This is a genomic window from Pseudomonas sp. PIC25, assembly GCF_002286785.1.
GTDB lineage: Bacteria > Pseudomonadota > Gammaproteobacteria > Pseudomonadales > Pseudomonadaceae > Pseudomonas_M.
In genome coordinates, this window is sequence record NZ_MUJY01000034.1 from 26,485 (window position 1) to 43,476 (window position 16,992).

At 58.5% G+C, this 16,992-nt stretch carries 11 protein-coding genes and 1 pseudogene; 2 read left to right on the forward strand and 10 right to left on the reverse strand.

Annotation, left to right across the window (positions count from 1 at the left end; translation table 11 throughout):
* Positions 1 to 110 precede the first annotated feature (110 nt).
* Both BZL41_RS02170 and BZL41_RS02175 read left to right on the forward strand, forming a co-directional pair.
* The gene (locus tag BZL41_RS02170; RefSeq protein WP_168190924.1) at positions 111 to 593 is read left to right on the forward strand and encodes a CesT family type III secretion system chaperone; all 483 of its coding nucleotides are present in this window, start codon (positions 111 to 113) and stop codon (positions 591 to 593) included.
* 144 nt (positions 594 to 737) lie between these two features.
* On the forward strand, positions 738 to 1,895 hold the full coding sequence (locus tag BZL41_RS02175) for a hypothetical protein (protein ID WP_095597781.1): 1,158 nt from the start codon (positions 738 to 740) through the stop codon (positions 1,893 to 1,895).
* Here BZL41_RS02175 and BZL41_RS02180 read toward each other — a convergent pair.
* The 10 genes and pseudogenes from BZL41_RS02180 to BZL41_RS02225 form a co-directional block, all read right to left on the reverse strand.
* Positions 1,892 to 3,007, reverse strand: a complete 1,116-nt coding sequence (locus BZL41_RS02180) for a hypothetical protein (protein WP_095597782.1) — start codon at positions 3,005 to 3,007, stop codon at positions 1,892 to 1,894. The two genes, BZL41_RS02175 and BZL41_RS02180, sit on opposite strands and share 4 nt — an antisense overlap.
* A 282-nt stretch (positions 3,008 to 3,289) precedes the next feature.
* Complete coding sequence (locus BZL41_RS02185) at positions 3,290 to 3,688, reverse strand: type IV pilin protein (protein ID WP_095597783.1); 399 nt, start codon at positions 3,686 to 3,688, stop codon at positions 3,290 to 3,292.
* A gap of 6 nt (positions 3,689 to 3,694) precedes the next feature.
* Positions 3,695 to 8,125 carry a pilus assembly protein gene (locus BZL41_RS02190; RefSeq protein ID WP_095597784.1) on the reverse strand — a complete coding sequence of 1,477 codons (4,431 nt, stop codon included), beginning with the start codon at positions 8,123 to 8,125 and terminating at the stop codon, positions 3,695 to 3,697.
* Positions 8,126 to 8,182: 57 nt separating this feature from the next.
* Positions 8,183 to 8,707 (reverse strand): PilX N-terminal domain-containing pilus assembly protein, encoded by a 525-nt coding sequence (locus BZL41_RS02195; RefSeq protein WP_095597785.1) that lies wholly within the window; start codon positions 8,705 to 8,707, stop codon positions 8,183 to 8,185.
* A complete protein-coding gene (locus BZL41_RS02200; protein ID WP_095597786.1) occupies positions 8,704 to 9,489 on the reverse strand; it encodes a PilW family protein in 786 nt (261 codons plus the stop codon). Before BZL41_RS02200 ends, BZL41_RS02195 begins: the two co-directional genes overlap by 4 nt.
* 9 nt (positions 9,490 to 9,498) lie before the next feature.
* Entirely contained in the window at positions 9,499 to 10,044 is a 546-nt protein-coding gene (gene pilV / locus BZL41_RS02205; RefSeq protein ID WP_256578059.1) for a type IV pilus modification protein PilV, read from the reverse strand.
* Entirely contained in the window at positions 10,029 to 10,490 is a 462-nt protein-coding gene (locus BZL41_RS02210) for a GspH/FimT family pseudopilin (RefSeq protein WP_095597787.1), read from the reverse strand. The genes pilV and BZL41_RS02210 overlap by 16 nt, the downstream gene beginning before the upstream one ends.
* A 466-nt stretch (positions 10,491 to 10,956) precedes the next feature.
* Positions 10,957 to 11,589, reverse strand: a pseudogene (crp, locus tag BZL41_RS02215) (cAMP-activated global transcriptional regulator CRP); the annotation flags it as partial.
* Positions 11,590 to 11,926: 337 nt separating this feature from the next.
* On the reverse strand, positions 11,927 to 12,556 hold the full coding sequence (locus BZL41_RS02220) for a response regulator transcription factor (RefSeq protein ID WP_084335194.1): 630 nt from the start codon (positions 12,554 to 12,556) through the stop codon (positions 11,927 to 11,929).
* 70 nt (positions 12,557 to 12,626) lie between these two features.
* On the reverse strand, positions 12,627 to 16,859 hold the full coding sequence (locus tag BZL41_RS02225; RefSeq protein ID WP_168190926.1) for a PAS domain S-box protein: 4,233 nt from the start codon (positions 16,857 to 16,859) through the stop codon (positions 12,627 to 12,629).
* Positions 16,860 to 16,992: the final 133 nt, after the last annotated feature.

Below are 16,992 nucleotides of genomic sequence, written 5' to 3' on the forward strand. Positions count from 1 at the left end.
TTTATCCCGGCCAGGACAAGCAAATCCCCGAATGACGGAACCCCTTTGTGATCGATGCCACTCAACTGGCGAGACACGCATCGTTCTCGAAAACAAAGGAGATGAGTCACATGACGAAAGAAGAAGAAATCCTGCAGGCTGCCCACGAAGAACATTACGATCGGTTGATCACTGAGCTGGCGGATGCCTTCGGCGTCGACGCAGCCGCGCTCAAGGAAACCGGCCACTTGGTGGTCGGCGGCATCGATATCGGTTTGCTGAACTACAAGATGTGGGACCAGGGTCGGATCACGGTGTTCTTCGACCTGGGCACCATTCCGCCTGCCCGGCAAGCCGAGGTGTACCGCAAGCTGCTGGAGCAGAACCTGCTGTTGCCGCGCACTTTCGGCACCTACGCGATCATCCCCGGGACCGATCACGGCGCCCTGGCCTACACCTTCGACATCGACGGCCTCGATGGCTACGGGTTGGCCAAGAACATCTGCGAAACCCTGACCCAGTACCGAAGCCTGGAGAAGTCTCTGCAGGATGCCAGCGAAAGCAGCCGTCTGCGGATGGGGACCTCCCTGAAATCGTCCGGGATCGGTCTTTAGTGAAAACGCCACGGATCGCCGATTCAGTACGGCTGGTTTTCCCGTAGTGCTGTCTCCCCGAATCTGGCGCTAACGGTGTGGCGTTTCCCGATGAAGACGAACGATCTTTCATTCGCAAGCCGATAAGAACGAAGGAAATGACCCATGCAAGTCGGTAATCAACCATCACATCTCGCAATTACATTGCACGATTCGGCGCCATCCGCGCCCACGCCGAGCGGCCCTCAGACCAAAGGCGAAAAGATCAACTCGTGGCTGGGCTCCGCTGGCCAGCAGGCCATCGTCAGCGGTGTGGCCTGGGGCTTTGCCAACAAGCTGGCTCCTGCTGTAGGGAAGAAAGTGGGCGAATCGATCGCGGGGCCTGAAGGCGCTACCGCAGGCGTTGCGATCGGCAACCTGATTGGCGGTGCCTGCCTGGGCATTGCCCACTACTCTGCGGAAGTCGCTTGTACGAAGCTACGGACCAAACTGGGACATGGCTTCCAGTATCAGCCGGATATCAATGGCGCCAAGGGCAAGAAGTTCACCTACAACACCTTCATCGCTACTTTTAGTTCGGTAGGGGCACTCAAGGGCTTGGCCAAGGAGAAGCTCGGAATCGGCAAAGGGTGGGGGGACGTCTTCAAGGGTGTCGGGCTGGATACCGTTTCCTCCGCTATCGGAGGAGGCATCGCCCAGTCGATCATCAACCTGCGCAAGCCGCTGGTGGGTGGGGGCGGGTTCCATGGAGAACTCAAGTACAAGGAGATCAAGGACGGCCCCTACAACTGGCGCGAAGCGAAGAATCGCATCGCTGGGGGAACGGTTGCCGGGGCTTCCGGGGCCATGCTGGATGCGGTTACCGAGATGTCGAGCCCGAAGGGTGGCTTCAAGATTGCGACCAGCATGGTGATGGGGGGGGCGAAGTCCTGGATGATGCTGCACACTTGGTTCAACGCCCGAGAGACGGTGGGTGCGATGTTTCCGAAGCCACCGGCTGCGACACCGACGCCGCCCGCGGCGCCGACGACCTCGACGCCGCCTGCTCCGCCGGCGCAAGAACAAGTCGCACTACCCGAGAGCAATACGCCCGAGATCGAGCTGACGACCCATACCGGTGATCCGACCCATATCGCCACGCCGTCGCTCTTGAGAGATACGGTAGAGTCGCAGCGCTACTACGGTGGGGAGCAATCGGAAATCGCTGAACATTCAAGCGCGAATGAGGATGAGGAAACCCCCATCACTTCCAAGCGGCATGGAGAAAAAACCTTGGAGAGTATATTAAGCCAGTCTTCCGATAGATGGGTGCGGCCCTTCTAGCCTGCACACGAGCGAAGCCCGGAGTATTCTGGGCTTTCTCGCTCCATCGGCGTGACGATGGAGCCTTGAATCGGGCTGGATTCGCTCACGGGATCGTCGATCGTCGAGGCTGCGTCGTCAGCCTTCACGTGCGGCATCAGAGAGGCGAAGGAGTTGTCGATGCGCTCGAGGGCATCGGCAGTGCGTTCCTGAAACTGCAAGGCGAGCAGCAGAAGAGCCACTTCATTGGCGATGACGTCGTTGGCTTGCCGCAACTCCATGCTGGCATCCAGGATTTTCAAGGCGGCTACGTCGAGTTCTTCGAATATCCGGTCCTGGGCTTTATCGGGTGACCGGCTGAATTGAAGATACTGTTGAGTGATCGCCTGAGTACTGGCGATTCCCTGGTGAATGGCTGCCACTGTTTCCCGAATCCGGCTTTCCAGGTCGGCGATGATGTCCTGGCGTTGGCGCAGCTCCGCTGCGACCGATGCCAGTTTCCCTTTCCCGGATTGGGGCGCCGCAATCGAAATCGATGTATCGAGAATCAGCAGCTTGTTCTGCCGGGTCGTGTCGCCGAGGTTCTTCGTTTGATCCTGCAAACGGACCAGCAATGTCAGCAGCTCCCGGATTTCATGTGCCAGCGATTCCTTGCCGGCCGTTTCCAGCGATCTTTTCAGCCTGCCCAGAGCGCAACGATTGAGTTCGAACAGGCTGGCCAAGCCACCGTCGGTTCCTTCGTAAAGAAGCACCAGCCGCTCGGTTCGCGTAGCCAGGTCGGCGAAACAGGCGGCCAGGGTGCTGGCCGTCCTCTCGGTGTAGTGCCGGGCGATTTCGAGTTGTCGACTGCAGGCCGGCAGCACTTCGTCTATGTTTGCCACGATCGTCACCTGCGCTGGCCCGGCCTGCTCGCCATGGCGACACGCCCGTAACCTGGCATCGGCACGCGCGGCGGACCAGATCGCCGATGCCAGACCAAGGGCGGCGGCGGATGCGGCGAGCTCCAGGGACATCGGCGAAAAGGCATCGTCCCACAACAGCCAGGCGCCCGTTGCGATACCCGCCGTGGCGAGCGAGAGGGGTTGCAAGAGCATCCTGACACGGGAGGAAATACCGGCTTGGTTGATCGACATGAGTGCTCCGTTGTCTTGCTCGGTCGCCGTTGGCAATCGATAGAGTGGTTATTGCCGACTCTGGAGAATTCAATGTCGAGGAGCTATCAGTTTGCTACTGATTTTGTTGTCGGAAGCTGGAGGGGGCGGGTAGGGATAGTCCGAGCCGGGGAAAGGTGCGGGATAAGTGTGGCTGGTGCAGGGGGATGGGGGGAACTGGTGGAGCCGTGTGGCAGGTGGCTCCGGCGTGAGAAGCGCAGAGTAGGGACCTAGGCGAATCCCTACCCTGCGCTCTTCGAGGCGTTACCGCCAGCAGTCCGATATTTCTCCGCTGCCGGTCTTTCCGCGAACGCCCATGGCGTCCAGGGTCAGCGTGCGGCAGGTGGTATCTCTCGTCTGCGTATTCTGCGGTACGGCGTTGAGCGTATAGCCGTCGCCGTCGACCGCAATCGTCAATTGGTAAAGTCGATTCGCAGAAAACTCCGACAAGCCGAGCTTTTTGGCGGTGTCGGCATATTCGTTGTTCTGCGAAAAGTAACGCTCTTGCCGTGCAGCGGCATCATTCAGGAGGGCCATGCCCTCCGTCCGGTTGCCGCGGATCACGTACTGCTGATAGTTCGGAATGGCGATGGCGGCGAGGATGCCGATGATCACCACGACGATCATCATTTCGATCAAGGTGAAACCGCGAGCGTACTGCATGGCACGTTACTCCTGTTCCGTCGGGACGACTTGCCAGCTCTGGCGGCCGGTGGCGTTGGGGCCGAAGTTGACTTCGGTGGAGCTTTCCGGATTGGTCAAGGTCGATCCATTCACGGTGAAACCACCACCTGCGGAACCGAAACCGGATACGGCAACGTCTGTCCCGTTCTGACCATATCCATCCGAAACGTCGATGCTGTTGCTCTTGTCGAGGTCAAAAACGTTGAAGCGGGTGCGCCCCCCAGTGAACGGGCTGATGCCATAGGTCCAGCCGTCCAGTCCGGCCTTGCAAGGATCTTCGACCGGGGTGCGGGTAGCGAAGAAAAGTACCTGGCCACGGGCAGCCATCTCGTCCACCATCCGCTCGCCGAGGGGCTTTCCTTTATCGACTTTGAGATCCAGATACCAGCCCCATTTCTGGATGTTGCCATTACTATCGAACCAGTCGACCGGGTTGTCGCTGACCAGTCGGACAGTACGGCTAACCTGGCCGAAGGAGGAGACGGTCTGCACTTCGATAGTCTGTTTCTGGAGCGATTTACGGCTCAGGCTTTGGGTGGTATTAGCCGTCTCGCCGCGAGTCTGGGTGTCCCAGATACCATAGATCGTTTGCAACTCCTTGTTGCTCTTATCGGTGTCCCCCATGTAACGACCGGTTCCGACGAGCACCAGATAGCCTTTCTGGCTGGGATGACGAACGAGGGAAGGCAGCGCAGTAATGGATTGAGCCGTACCATCTTCCGCAACGGCCGTATAAAGCGGCTTGCCGGAGAACGAGACTGCAAATTTGCTGGCGGCCGTGGGACCATCGTTCTCTCGGCCGAAAGGTGCAGTTTCGCTGTGTCCTCCAAGAAGGTCGAACCGCCAGAGATTGCCTTGCAAGTCGCCAGCGTAAGCGTAGTCAGCTACGCCATCACCATTGTTGTCGGCCGCGCGAATGCTGGAGAGACCATTGTTCTCGTTCTCCCTGCCTTGAGCATCCAACTTGCTGATCAATTTGCCGGTTTCGATATCCAGTACGAACAGGACGGCCTTGCCACTGGCGCTGTTGGCACTGTTGTAGCCATTGCCCATTAGCACCCCCCACTGACCGCTGTGCAGGCGAGCGATGGCAGGTACAGGGAAGCTGTAACCCAAGTCGCTGAGTTTGGTTTTTTCATCCAGCGTGGCGGGGTTCTCGTCGCTGAATTCCCACAACAGCTCGATGTTGTCTGGGTCGGTGACATCCAGCGCGAACAGCGAGCGTCCACCGGCGCGCAAGGTACCGATCAGCACGGTGTGCCAGCCTCCCTTGAAATAGACATCCCGTACGACCAGCGAGCCATCGACATAGAAGCGATGGTTGTATTCGGTGGCGGTCAATTGGTTCAGGTGGTTGATCACGGCAGTCGGAACGAAGGCGAAGGTCTCGGTTCCAGTCTTGGCATCGAAGGCGTGCAGCATGCCGTCGTTGGCACCGATATACACTTGCTGGCGCCGGTCGTTTTGGGCACTCTGGAACTGGCCATAACCACCGTTGCCGAAGCCTTCGATGGCGTCAGCCAGATAGGCCAGGTACTGTGCACCGGCTACCACCACCGGGCCGGAGTTGATGATGTCGCCCAGTAGGGACTTGCGGGTGCGGAACAGCTTGCCTTCCTCACTTCTGTCACCTTTGATGAAGTCCAGGCGCTTCTCACCCTCACCATCGGCAATACCCGCGGGGGAGTTATTGAGCACGGCCTTTTGCTGATCGCTCAAATTGCTCCACTGAAAATCCACCAGACCGTTCCTGCCGGCCATTTTGATCGTGCGGTTGACTGGAACCTGAGCGTTCCACTCCACGGACTGGACTTTAGTGACGGGGTTCTGGCTTTCCTTGGTCAAGTCACCTATCCAACCCTCCGCTGAAAACGAAGTCTTGTAGACCGAGCGACCGTCGCTCAGGCTCGTTCCTTCGGGCATGACGGAAGGGCGACTGATCGATGCGTTTTTCTGCAGGATATCGCTGAAGGCCTTGTTCAGTTGTTCTTTGAGCGTCAGCGCATTGGTGACCAGGAAGTAGTTCGATGGGTCCTTGGTCGAACTGCTTGGCGACTTCACCGTATCGGGATCGCCATATTTGGCGGCGTACCAGAGCGGGTCCTTGAGTAACTTGGCGCCTTTGCTTTCGCCGGGCTTGAAAGTTCGCTCCGCTACAGGAGGAAGACCGGCACACTCGGCACTTTTGAGGTTTTTCTCTATGGCACACCAGCCGGCAGGACGATTGGGGGGCGTATTCAGCTTGTACGCCACCTGACCGGCGCAACTGTTGCGTGTGCCATCGTTACGGCTACCTGTCAGGTCGCAGACTTCCAGATAGGTTCCATCGGCCGTACTGCCCGAAATCACGTAACCGGCATGCTGGTCCATACCGCCGGCGGCATATTCGGAATACAGCTTGATATTGAGCTCGTTCTTTTCCGTAACCTCGACCGTATAGAGCACGATCATGTCCATGTCATGGTCGGCGCCTTGTTCCACGTCTTCGAAGTTGATGCGGAACTCGGCGTAAGGGCGGCCTGCATTGACGGATTTATCAGTATCGCTGCCATCTTCGGCCATATTGGCGATCTTCTGGACGTAGAAGTCGACGATCTGGTTGGTGGGTTGGAAGTCCGCGTTTGCGTCGATGTTGAAACCAGCCACGGATTTTGCGTACGGAACCAAGGTGATCTGATGGTTCCCGACAGGAATCTCGAACTTCGGCAGAGGAGATGTCAGTGCCACCGAGTAGGTTCTGAGCGCCTTGTCGCCGCCAATATTGTTAAGCGCTCCGAAGCGGGAGATGCCAGCGGCATAGTAGGAGCCTTGCTTGGTGGGCTCTTCCGGGGCAAGTCCGCGGATCGTGGAGAAGTTGGCGAACTTCTTGGGTGTCGGGGCGTTGTCGACGACGCCGTTCGACTCGCCGATGATAATCTGGGTGGGCTTGGGCTTCTCCGAGTCCCAGATGGCATCGACCTGTTGGGAAACGTTCAATGTCGAGATGGATTCCGGGTCATTGGAATTACTCAAGGGACTCCAGTGGCTTCCAGGGAGGTCGGTGTCATAGGAAGGATTGATGTCGCTGACTACCGTCATCACAGGCATGGAGCAGGCGAAATAGCCACTGCCGCCGCCTGCTTTAGGCAAGTAGGGTGGGCTCCATTGGGGTTTGGCGAGTTCGAGGCTCACATCGCCACCCCACCAGGGGTCGTAATCGAACTCGGGCCGAGGAGCCTTGGCGCCTGAGAAATAGCGCAAAGATTCATACATCATTTCGGCGATGGGGTTACCCCACATTTCGCATTCGCCATCTTTGATGGCACGTGTCGAGATCCAGCCGCAGCTATAGATATCCCCGTTGAAACCTACGGTTTTCAATCGGTTGAGAGTGTCGACCACCCCTCGAACATTGCCATCGGCACCGCAGTTACCGTTCAGGCAGAACTGGCCGGTCTGGGCGTTGAATTCGCGGGCGAAGCTTTCGATGTTGCTGCGCAGGACGCCGCCTTGGGTGTTTTTTCTGTACGAGCCGGTCAACAGGCCAAAGTACATCCGGTCCGTCGCCCCGTAGTCGTGCAGGATGCCGGTGGGTTTGTTCACGCCTGATGGGTAAGCTTGGCAGTTCGCTTCCAATTTGCCGCTTTCGCATACACGAACACGAACACGATAATCGATGATCGTGCCGCAGCTATGGCTGCTCGATCTGCATTCAGTGTCGGCGACGGGGCGTTCCTTGGATACCCATTCCCAGATGCGGTAAGGAGAGTGCTGCAACACTCGCAGGCGGGGCCCCCAGGCCTCGGCGGAGCTAAGGGTCGTATTGGCGAATAGGTGCCGCGAGTTTTTGGTGGGAGCGCCGAGCGGGGTATATTTGGCAATGTCATAGCCGTCGACTTCGACACTGGTGTATTCCTTGCCCCAGCTATGGGCATCCTGAGGAATATGAGAGCGCTCCAGAACGGTCTCGCTGTCGCTGTCGATGGCCCGGTAGCCGCCATAGAACACTTTGCGCATGGCATCCATGCGTGAGGTGGTCAGGTAGTTCAGAAAGTCGCCACTCCACTTGCCGTCACAGGTCTTGTCCGGCGCCTCCTCGTCAGGATTGAACTGGCGGCTACCCTCGTCATAGACATAGCAGCGATGGGAGTCGAAATAGCCGTAGTAATCGATCCCCCCGTTATCGGCCGATAAATATCCCTTATAGCCAACATCGATCACGCCGTCTCCGTTGAGGTCCGAGGCGTCGTTATAGGCTTCGTAGTACAACTTATGGTCACGGCCCATGACCAGCATGTTCAGAGGCGGCGCGGCATTGCTGACGAAGAGGGGAGATTGGGATATGTCGGCATCCTTGGCCATTGCCGCTTGGCTGATGACAGTGGCGGCGAGACATATGGCAAGCACGGACCTGAATTGGATAGAGGGCACGTTCATCCTGACTTCTCTTTGAAGCGTTGGGCTGATGGCCGGTCGCTGCCGGCCAATGGCGGATTAGTTGAAGACTCGGGCCACAACCGACCGGAGGTTGCTTTCCCCGCCTTTCTTGTTCTGGGCGTTGCTATTGATCTCGTAATAGAAGGTCCCGATACCCATCAGCATGTTGCCGTACTCCGGATTTTCGGTCGTACCTTCCGCTTCACCAGAGGGGGCTTGAATGGCATACCAGAGGGTGTTGCGGTCGGGCTCGGTCTTGCCGTCCGAGCCTTGGTAGGCCACGGCACCGGTGAAGCTCGGAACATAGGATGGGGTTCGGTCAAGGATGCAGAGGGGGGATGTGGACATCTCCTTGCTGCAGCGCTCGGGAGCCTTCATCAGTTTGACGAAGCGCTTTTCTCCATCGCGCAATCCCGATTCCGCTGAGTTGAACAACCGCTTCTGCTCCAGAGCGCTGCCAGTCATCCGGCTTTCCAGCGTGGTTTCGCGCATGCTGGAAATGGCCAGTAGTGTCACGATCAGCAGCATGACCAGGGCGATCAGCAGGGTCGCACCGCGTTGCGTACGGGGGAGGGAGGTCATGGCATCAGGTTCCTCAGGGTGATGTTGCCAACGGCGATCTGATAGAGGCGGCCCTGGTCGGCTTTGGCCAGGCTGCCTTGTTCTTCCTTGGAGAGAAGCGCCTTCCAGTCGTCAAGGACCTTGCTGGCGTCGTCCGTGCGCAAGCGCGCCTGTTCGCTGGCCATGAGCGCCTTATAGCGAACCGAGCGAATGGTTGCGTCGCTGGAGGGTTTGGTGGAGTACCCTTTGATGACGCGTTCTTCCTCGGGACCAGTGCCCAGCTCGAAGCGGATATCGGCGATACCTTTCACCAGGATCGCGGATTGGCCATTACGGGAGCACACCAGTTCGCCATTCTCGTTGAGCGCCAGTTTCTCGGTGATGGGGGGGGCGTTGGTGTATGGCGTGGTAGGGACATTGCCGGCCTTGTTGCCCAGGCAATCAGTGTCGCCCGGATAGCGGGGCTGATAACGCAGGCAGATGCCGTTGTCTTCACTGAGCTGTACCGTTTGCCCGGCACCGAATGCCGGACATTCCTTGCTGGCGGCTGTGGCAGCGAAGGCCGTTTCGAAAGGAGTACTTGGTGTCCGCCGATAGCCGGTCTTCGCTAGCTCCTGATCCAAAACTAGAAGCGTGAATCGACTGTTTTCCTGATTCGCGGCTTGGCTTTGCTGGAAGAGGTAATTGCGTTTGTTGTCGATGAAAATCTGCGTGACGCCGAGAATCAAGAAACAACCGATGAGCATGGCGATCATCAGTTCGATCAGGGAAAGGCCACGTTGTGCGTGATGAGAAAGAAACATACTCGCTCCTCAGATTTCCGCACGCAGGCGGTAGCGGCACACTTTCGGGCCTTCGGTCGTGTCGCTGGCATCCAGGCATTCGCCAGCCTTCACCTTCCATGCCAGTTGGATCTCCACTATAGAGCCCTGTCCGCAGGTACCGCCCGGGGTCCGGGTATGGCAGACATGGAATTCGTCTTTAAGCAGGTCGGCCGTGACGCCGGGTAGGCGACTGCTGGCCTGCAATGCCCAGCAACCGAGCTGGCGATCGACGGACAGGGTTGTGGCCTGGCAGTCCTTTGCGTCTACTTTGGGGAACGCCGAGCCGGGAGTTTTGCGATAATTCTCTTCGGCATCGGCGTTGCTGCGGATCAGCTCCAGCAAATCGTTCGCCAACATGGCTGCGGTGTTGCGCTGGACGGAGTCCTGGGTGTACTGGATCGTCCGCGCCTGCATGGCGACCATCCCGAGTACACCGATAACGATCAGCAACAGGGCAATCAGAACTTCGATCATGCTGAAACCCCGCTGGCAGCGGGGTGCGCGAAGGCCCAGCGTCATCACGAGGTGGCGCATGCTTTTTTCTCCTGGGTCTTGCTGGAAAGACTGACCCTGCCGCTGTTTTCCACGCTCAGGGTGCGGACCAGAGCCGGTGTGCTCTGGGCACAGACAGCGATGGTGAGCGCCGCATCTGCCGTGCCGTTCTGGCGAAAGGTCAAGGTATCGCGGCTGACCTGCAGATCGATGGCCGTGAAGCGCTGCTGGCGAAGTACCTTGTCCTTCGTCTTGACGAGCCAGGTACCATCCTTTTGGGTGACCGTAATGGAGCGGCCGCGCGATACCGCTTCGGTGCGCGCGTATTGCAGCAAGCCGTAGAACTCTTCGCTGGCGCTCTGAAGGCGGTTGCGTCTTACCAGATCGGTAAAGCTCGGAACCGCGATGCTGGCGAAGATGCCGAGAATCGCGACGATGACCATGAGCTCTACCAAGGTGAACCCCGATGAGGTCTTTCCCCAGGGCATTTTCGTTTCTCCAGGCGTGGGCTAAGCGAGCGCATCACATTGCGTTGCTCATTCCCTGAGTTGACGTCGCCCGGTTAGTTCGAGGTTTTGTGCTTACCTGCTTTAAAGCAGGTGGATGGCAGGAAGAGTGCGGTTTTCTTCCGACAAATGGCATCAGTTGCCACTGATTTTGAAGTGGGGTTTCTAGTGATGTCTGTAGGAAATATCCTATTTTTTCTTAAGTTGACTCACGTATTGACCAAAAACAAAGCCGGAAAATATTCCGGCTTTGTGTGGGTTACATGACTTCTGTCAGCGGAAATACTGGTCAGGCAGTTTGCTGTGCGGGCGTACGAAAGAATTGGGTTGGCTTGGTGTTGCCGATACTTTCGTTAATATGACTGGGCTGTGCAGAGAGTAGGCGAGACTCTTCGATGACTTCTTTTTGTTCCAGGGCGTAAAGACTTTGAGAGTCGGCAGGCGGATTGAAAACCACCATGGTCTTGCCTTTGACCTGCACCAGTCCCTGATTCTCCAGGTTCTTCAGCACACGGCCGACCATTTCTCGCGAACAACTGATTATCCGGGCGATTTCCTGGCGTGTGATCTTCACTTGGATGCCATCCGGATGGGTCATCGCGCCGGGCTGCGTGCAGAGGTCAAAGAGTGTGCGAGCGACGCGGTGCGTAATGTCGAGGAAGGTCAGGTCAAAGGCTTTGCGTGTGGTATTGCGCAGGCGTTCGGCCATTTGCTTGATGACCGCGTAGAGCAGTTCGGGGTCCTGTTTGGCCAGTTCCCGGAAACGTTCATAACTGACCTCCGCCACTTCGCATTCGGTCTTCGCGATAACCCAGGCGCTACGCGTCTGCTTCGGTCCCTCGCGATCGAACAGGCCCATTTCACCGAAGAATTCTCCGGATTTCAGGTAGGTGATGATGAGTTCACGCCCGGTGTCGTCATCGATCAATACACTCATCGATCCCTTGATGATCAGATACAAGGTTTCGCAACGATCGCCTGGGCAGATTACGGTGCTTTTGGCGGGATACCGCCGGTAGTGGCAATGGGTGAGAAACTTTTCAAGATTCTTGATCTTTGGAGCGAGAGTTGTCAGTGGCATTTTTAGTCCCAATACAGAAGAGAGGTTCTCTATCTTGTTTGGTGGAGGAAACTCACCGGCAATGGATCGCATTGCATGGAGTTTGAATCTCTTCGATTCGCGGAACTTACGTTTCCGTGTTCCTCCAGGTTGCGCATGGAGCCTTGGGTGAAGATTCGCCGTACCGCTTTTCGCCACTGATTCGGCTGTTGCCGTTACTCCTGGGCGCCCGGTTACGGATGCGTCCTACGGTGACTCTTCTTGGCGCCAGGAGCTATCGGAATTGGCTGGTTTTTAGGTGGGGGGTGGGTAGGGATTTGTAGGGTATTTCCTATTTTCAAAAAGTGCCGAACGCCACTCAGACGATCTTATGCGCGATGCTGTAGCGGATCAGATCGGCATTGCTGGAGAAGCCCATTTTTTCCATCAGACGTGCCTTGTGAGTGCTCACGGTCTTGTTGCTTATCGCCAGTTCCGTTGCGATCTGGTTGACGCTCAGGCCGCGCGCGAGCAGCCGCAGAATCTGTAGTTCCCGGCGGGTGAGGTCGTCGTGATCGGCGCGCTGCCCGAAGCCGCTCGCTTCCAGGGCCATCTGTTCGGCAAGTTGCGGATCGATGAAAGGTGCGCCGGCAACGACGCGGCGAATAGCAGTGAGCAGGGCCTCGGGGTCGCGGTCCTTGGTCAGGTAGCCCAGAGCCCCGGCCTTGAGCGCACGCTGGGCGATCTGGGTTTCGTTGTGCATGCTGAGTACCAGGATGGGCAGCAGAGGATAGTGTGTGTGTACGCGGGCGATCAGGTCCTCGCCAGCGATCCCCGGCATACTCATGTCGAGCAGGAGCAGGTCGATGCCACCGGCTCTCAGTTGATCGAGCACTTCGATACCGCTTTCGGCTTCGCCAACCACGATCAGGTCATCGACCAGGGCGAAGAGCTGCTTCAGACCTTCACGCATGATGGCATGGTCATCGGCTATGAGTACGCGAATCATTTGACCTCCGAAGCAAAGGTGAGAAGAAGAGCCTTGGATGGAGCGAGCAAGAACGCTCCGATGCGACTGCTCATGGGGTTTCCTGTGCGATGTTGACGGGCATCTGCAACCTGATGGTCGTGCCATTTCCCGGAGAGCTGATGATGCTCACCTTGCCCCCTAGCATGAGTCCTCGTTCCTGCATGCCTGCCAGACCGAATGTCTTCTTGCGGGGCGCTGTCGTATCGAATCCCCTGCCGTTGTCGGCAATTTCCAGCAAGTAGCTGCCGCTATTGCAGGAGAGGGAGATATCGACCCGGCTCGCGGCGGCATGGCGGGCGATGTTGGTGAGCGATTCCTGGACGACGCGGAAAGCAGCCGTGGCGTGTTCGTCGTCGATCTGCAAGGGCTCCTTCGGAATTTCCAGATGACACTCCAGACCGGTGTGCTCAGTGAACTCCGTCACCAGCCATTCGAGGGCCAGGGGAAGCCCCATATTGAGTGCGGCCGGGCGCAGACTGGAGGCGACGTTACGGACGACACGGATGGTCTTGTCGACCAGGGTCATCAGGCCCTGGATACGTTTCACCAGGAGCGGGTTGTTCTTGCCGAACTGGAAGCGCAGCAGGGAAATTCCCATGCGCAATGCCGTCAGGTGCTGGCCCAGTTCGTCGTGAATCTCCCGGGCGATGCGTTTGCGCTCTTCCTCTCGCGCGGTTTCGCGGCGACGGGAAAGGTCCCGCAGCCGTGCGTGCGATTCTTCCAGGCTGCGCTCGGCGGCGCGGATTGCCGAAATATCGCGGCCGATCGCCAGGATGGACGTAACGGAACCGTTGCGATCGCATTCCGGAACGAGCCGCACGTGTTGGACGATGGGGTTCTGCTGCTCGTTATGCAGCCCGTCGAACAGCAGTTCTGCCTCTGCGGGAATGCCGCTGCTGGCCACTCTCATGATCTCGTCCGACATCTGCGAGTTAGTGCCTGGCATGGCGTTGAGACGCTTGCCGCGCAGATCGGTGAGCGTGACTCCGAGCAGGTTTTCGAAGGCCGGGTTGGCATAGAGGCAGCGTGCCTTCGTGTCATAGCGGGAAATGAAGTCGGGGGCGTTCTCGACCAGCGCACGGAATTCTTCTTCACGCCGGTGAAGGATCTGTTCCGCACGCTTGCGCTCGGTGATATCCCGGGCGATACCGATGACCCGGTATACATGGCCTGACTCATGGTGCAGCGGGATCAGCGTCAAGTGGAAGTCGCGCGTTCCGATGGGCAGGTGCAGCCGTATCTCTTCGTCAATGGGCGTACCCGTTTTCAGGCAGGTGTGGTACTTGGCGATCGCTCGTTGTGCCAGTTGGCCAGGGAGCGCCTCTTCCAAGGTCTGGCCGATCAGGCCAGCGTGGGGTATACCGAGGAACTTCGCTCCGGCGGGGTTGACCTCGATGCTGCGGAACTCGCCGCCCTGCGTCACTTCCAGCAGGAAGAGGGCGTCCATGGAGTTGTCGAATATTTCCCGGTAGCGTTGCTCGCTTTCTTTTAGCCGGGCCTCGTCCCGCTTGCGCTGGATCGCGATGGCCGCCAAGTGGGTGACCTGGTGTACCTGCCGCAGGTCTTCTTCGGTCGGTCGGCCCGGTTTCGGGAGATAGATGCAGAAGGTGCCCAGCACCTCGCCCGACGAACCGAGAATGGGTTCGGACCAGCAGGCCTGCAGGCCGGCATCGATGGCCAGGGGGCTGATACCGTGCCAATTCGGATCGGCGCTGATGTCTTCCGTGATCACGGTTTCCTTGCGCCAGGCGCAGGTTCCGCAAGTGCCGATGCCCTCACCGATGGGAATCCTACTGAGTTTGCTGTTGTAGCGTTCGGGCAGGCTGGGTGCTGCGCCGAAGACAAGGTGCTTCTTGTCGTCGTCCATCAACATGATCGAGGCCAGGAAATCGGGCCGGGTTTTTTCCATGTACTCGGCGACCAGGACGAGCACTTCCGGTAGCGAACCGCCATGGGCGAGATGCTCGAAAATCCGCAGTCGGGCTTCTTCCTGTCGCTCGTGCTTTTTCATGGCGGTGACGTTGTAGCACTTGGCGAGGACGCTCACGATCTCACCGTTCAGGCCTTTTTCCGCAACGAACTGAGTGGCGTAGCTGATGATTTCGCCGGTTTCGATGGACGGCCATTCGATGATCGCTTCGGCGGGCTGGCCGGTCTGCAGGACGCCGGTGAGAATCGCCTTGTAGGTCTCTATCGGCGTAATGGCGCCCCAGCCCACCTCGACTGGCGCATTCATGGTCTTCTCGCGTGGCACTCCGAGTTCCCGCTCGTGCGTCTTGTTGACATAAGTGCGGCGAAGGTCACGATCGTAGCGGACGATGATATGGGGGGAGTTTTCAGCCAGCGTGCGGAACTGCTGCTCCCTGGCCCGGAGCAGTTCCTCCATGTGCTTGCTTTCGGTGATGTCGCGGCTGACACCGACGATCCGGTAGATTCGGTCGTGTTCGTCCCGTACCGGAATCATCGTGCCCGCTATGGTGCGCGAACCGGCACCCAGCACCAGTTCGGACTCCCACTCCACGCTGTTGCCGCTATGCAAGGCGCGGCGGAGTTCTCCAAGGACGAAGTCTGACGTGGATGTCTCTGCGAACTCCCCCAGGAACCTGCCGATGAGCTGGCTGCGGGGCCAGCCGGAAACCCGCTCGAAGGCGGCGTTGATTTCCAGGTAACGGAATCGTTCGTCTTCCGTTACTTCGAGCAGATACAGGCAATCCGAAGAGTTCTCGAAGACTTCGCGATAGTGGCGCTCGCGCTCCTGGCGTTCCGCTTCCAGGCGCTTCCTTCGCGAGATGTCCCTGGCCAGCGCCAGGTTGTATTCCTTGCCGTTGAACGTGAAGTAACTGACGGTGACTTCAACGGGGAAGATGGCCCCGTCACGGGCCTTGTGGACCGTTTCGAAGGTGCCGGTGCCGTCCTTGCGAATGGCCGTCAGTTTTTCGATGGCCGCCGCGAGCGAGTAATCAGGCGCGATGTCCGGTATGGACATGCCCAGTAGATCCACCTCGCTATAACCCAGGCTACGGCAGGCTTCGTGATTCACGTAGTGGAAGCGGGCCTGCATATCGAGCACGTATGCGGCTTCATGCACGTGGTCGAGAGCGAAATCCAGCAGGGCGAGACGTTCCTGGGCAGCCTTGTCCTGGGTGATGTCCTCGAAGAAGGAAACGTAATAGGGTGGGGTATCGTGCGGTGAAGTCACGACGTTGGCGGCCAGGCGCACCCAGACGAAGTGGCCGTCCCGATGACGGTAGCGCTTCTCGATATGCTGCGGGAGAGAGGCCTCGTTCGCGATCTGGCGCAACAGTTCGTTGCCTTTGTCCTGATCGTCGGGGTGTGTCAGAGCCTGCGAAGTCGTCTGCAACAGCTCCGCCTCCGTGTAGCCAAGCATGTCGCAGAGCGTGCGATTGGCGCTAAGCCAGCGGCCCTCCATGGAGAGCAGGGCCATACCGATACCGGCGCATTCGAACGCCTTGCGAAAGCGCTCCTCGCTTTCCCGCAGGGCCTGTTCGATCTGCTTGCGTTCGGTGACATCGTGCAGGAAACCGTACCAGATGATGCTGCCGTCGCTCTCGATGGTGGGCTGGGAGCGGCCCTCGATCCAGACGATACCCCGCTCGGAATGGCGAATCCGATACTCGCAGCGCCAGGGTTCGAGCGTGCGGGCCGACTCAGCGATGGTCGCCATGACCCGTTCGTAATCGCCGGGATGGATCTGCTTGAAGAGAGGGGAAACGTCATCCACCAGTTCGGCTGGGTTCAAGCCGAAGAGTTTTTCGTATCCCCGGGTCGACCAGGATGGAACGCTATGTCGTCCGTTGGCCCCCTGACGGTAGATGCCGATAACGCCCGGAGCGGTTTCCGTCACCTTTTCCAGCCATTGGTTCTGCTCGAGGCGCTCCCGCAGGCGCTGGGCTTCCGCCTTGCGGCGTTCAGTCGTTTCGGTGATTTCCAGGACGATGCGTCGCACCTGCCCGTCGTGGCGCTGGAAACTGAGCTGGGTCAGGCCGCGAAGCATCCGCCCCTGCTTGCCCAGGTAGTTGGATTCCAGCTGGATACGCATGGCTCCGCTGTGCAGCGCGTGTTCCCATTCCTTGCAGAACGCTTCGGTATCCTCTGGTGCCAGCAGGTCCCTGATATTCCGTTCGGCCAGTTCGGCCTCGGAAAAACCAGTGATCGTACAGAGAGCCGGATTCGCCCGAACGAACGAGCCATCCCCGGCGAGGAGGGCAACCCCCGTCGACATCGTTTCCAAGGCGTCCTGAAGCCATTCGGAGCCTTGCATGGCTTGTGCTGCTTCGTTCGTTACACCGGACGACATGCTAATTGGTCCTCACTGTTCCGCGGAGTCCGTTCCGCAGGCTGCATCAGGGTTGCTCGTCTCGTTTGCCGGGGCGCTAGACTCAGCCTAGCCGCTC